Origin of the sequence: Paraburkholderia xenovorans (genome assembly GCF_046030735.1) — a bacterium.
GTDB classification, from domain to species: Bacteria; Pseudomonadota; Gammaproteobacteria; order Burkholderiales; family Burkholderiaceae; genus Paraburkholderia; species Paraburkholderia xenovorans_A.
In genome coordinates, this window is the sequence record NZ_JAQQBV010000090.1 from 1 (window position 1) to 2,689 (window position 2,689).

General features: G+C 56.2%; 5 protein-coding genes. All 5 read right to left on the bottom strand.

Annotation, left to right across the window (positions count from 1 at the left end; genetic code table 11):
* A partial coding sequence (locus PQQ51_RS34160; protein ID WP_408501597.1) for a hypothetical protein occupies positions 1–530 on the bottom strand: 530 nt, incomplete at its 3' end.
* Positions 531–578: 48 nt separating this feature from the next.
* Positions 579–1,283: a YkgJ family cysteine cluster protein gene (locus tag PQQ51_RS34165; protein ID WP_408501598.1), complete on the bottom strand. Its 705-nt coding sequence runs from the start codon at positions 1,281–1,283 to the stop codon at positions 579–581.
* Positions 1,284–1,334: 51 nt separating this feature from the next.
* On the bottom strand, positions 1,335–1,955 hold the full coding sequence (locus PQQ51_RS34170) for a hypothetical protein (protein WP_408501599.1): 621 nt from the start codon (positions 1,953–1,955) through the stop codon (positions 1,335–1,337).
* An 89-nt stretch (positions 1,956–2,044) separates the two neighbouring features.
* A complete protein-coding gene (locus PQQ51_RS34175; RefSeq protein WP_408501600.1) occupies positions 2,045–2,197 on the bottom strand; it encodes a hypothetical protein in 153 nt (50 codons plus the stop codon).
* A 36-nt stretch (positions 2,198–2,233) separates the two neighbouring features.
* The coding region (locus PQQ51_RS34180) for a hypothetical protein (RefSeq protein WP_408501601.1) at positions 2,234–2,689 on the bottom strand (456 nt) is incomplete at its 5' end.

Consider the following 2,689-nt stretch of genomic DNA (forward strand, 5'->3'; position numbering starts at 1 on the left):
TATTCGAACGAACCTACCGCCGACGTAAGACTTGCGCCAAAGCGTATGCCTGCCTTGTTAAACAACACATCTCGAAGCTCTACAACCTGTCGGTACAGATCGTTCACAGTAGCAGGGTTGGCGTGTTCTCCCCACGGACCTCGGGTTATTTCACCCAGCTCTGTGCGATTGGTTGCGTTCGCCATTCGCTGAACCGGCTTGCCATGGGCCAGGCCGTTCCGTACTTCGCGAAGTGTGGAAATTGCGCTGAACGGCTTCCCCTCCAAATCGATTGGGAGACCGAGCGTGCGTAACACCAACTCAACTTTCCGGATGCTGTAGTCCCGCTCCCTCCACGAGAGAACCCTTTCTTTACCAACAAAATTAATCAGAGCTTCAACGTAGAACGCTAGTGCGATCAAGCAACTGGTGCAGTCCAGTGTGATCCCCAAACTATCCCCGCGCTCGACTTTATCCGCGATCACTTTGCGATGATAGTTCGCAAGTGTAAGCAGTTCATTGTGCGGATTGTGGCGTACGCGAAATGCCATTTTTTCCCCTGTTCTCGGTTCGGTTCTGCCTTTTCCGTTTTCCGATGCTTACGCATGCGTGCGGTCACGTACACTTGGGAACGTGACTTGATCGCCCCTCCACCGCGCAACCGCCTGCGAGTCGGCCAAGGCCGATGCTACCGCACCGTGCATCTCGTAGCTGGCCGCTTCACAACCCTCAAGTCGCTGACTGGCGTGTATTTCCTCAACGTACTCTAACTTCACAAATTCGCGTTCTGGATCGGGGGTATGAGGCCGGTCGTCATACGGATCGTCGAATGCGTCCTTGCATCTCTTGACGCTCGTCGACTGAAAGCCTCGACACGCAAAAGGACGCATCAGGTAGACGGTGCAATGACCAGAATCGAGAAATGCACACGGAATGTTCGTCCTGATATATTCGATCTGCGAAAGCGGCGCTACGCGCTCTGCCGTCTGCGCGAGCCGGGCCTTGATTGGCTCACGCTCGTGGACTGGTAGCGTTTCGATGTGAGCCGCGAGCGCGAGTGCTTCTGCTGGCGTCACCATGACGTGGTAGTAACAGCAGTAGGAACAGCCGCCTTGGCAATCGATGTGACTGCGCGACTCGTTCATTCGCGCATCCATTTCTTGATAGACCGGAATGATCCTGCGCATCACTTGATCAGCGCTCTCGGATTTGCAGACTCCTCGCATGTCGGGTTCGCGCTCCATCCTCGCCGCGGCTTCTGCAATCCGCTGTTCCTTCGTGCCACGCTTTCTTGCCTGCCCCATCGCTGACTCCGTTTTGTGATAGTGCTTCTTACTTCGACTGTTTTCCGAAGTTTAGGTGCCTAGTTTGGCCGATGCTGGCAGAACGCGGTCACCGGCGCTCTCGGCGATGGATTTCAACTCGTCGGTTCCAAGCGGCGGCAACCCAACACCATCGACTACAGGCGTCAGTGCGTCCATAATCGCGCCATAATTCTTCATCGCTTGATCGCTGTACAGGTTCCTATGCGCTGGCTCGAGCCCTTCGTTGTCGCTCTCAGCAAGATTTTGGGCCCTCGCCTTCGCGTTTCCGATTGCAGCCCAGACGGCCTTTCGTGCCTCGGCGCTGAGAAACAAGCAGTTGTCATCCATCCAGCTGTCGATGTCGTCAATAGCCTTCGTATTTCTACCGGCCGCTAGCAGCCCTTTTATTCGCTTGAACGCGCCTTGATGGGCTAGAACACGCTCTTCCGCCACGAGGGTTCGAAGAGCATGCTGCTTTGCCGCGGCATCCCTTTGCTGTGCGTCAATGCGCCCCTTATGGGAGATCATCAAGGCTGCGCCTTGAGCGATAGCTGCGCCCACAATGGTGCCCACAAAGCCAATCAGTGCCGGTGTTAGTCCGGTTGACGTCGCCACCGCTACCGTGCCACTAGCTGCGGTGGCGCTCGCTGCGATCACACTGGAAGCCGACATGCCTAGCCCTCGTCAAGTTTTCGACTTTTGCGTTTTGAGCACGCGAACCCGGTGCGCAATTTTCACGGCTTTTTCCGCTCAGTTGCCCGTCATTCACGATCCGCAAACAGATGCGAGAGCATCCCGGCGGTATCCCGGACCATGTCATTCGGGAAAGCCAGCGGCTCACGATCATCGTTTTCCAGCAGCAGCAAGGACAGGACGACATCATCAAACAGGTTGTCCGGGCCTGCTGGCTGCATCCTGTTGGCGTAATAACCGCCAGCCAGACCGATTAGCTACTCGAACAGCTTCCGCCTGCTCTGATCGGGACAGGGCAGCACTTTCACCGCAGTCCACGCCGTCCACCACCACTTCTTGCTTTCTTCCCTCTCATGCTCCTCAAATCGCTCGCGGAAACTCCTGCCTGTCTCTCCGACGTACACAGCCTGTTCGTCTTCGCCGTACAGCGCATAAACCCATCCGTGGTACTGCAACAGCGCCGGGACAATCGCCCGCTGATCCCATTCGGTGCACCGGATCATGTATCCGTTCGCGTGAAAAAACTCGTAAAGACAGTTCGCACTGCCGATAATGAGGTTTTCGAGCGGCGCGATCTGTGTGGTGAAGCCTGTTAGCACACCCTGCGTCGCTAGGCGGGCTCTGCGCTCGTTCTGCTCATCCTTTGATAACAAGGGCAGACCGCTCTGCGTCAAACGTCTGTCTGGCATCTGTTTTCCGATCCGATTATCGGC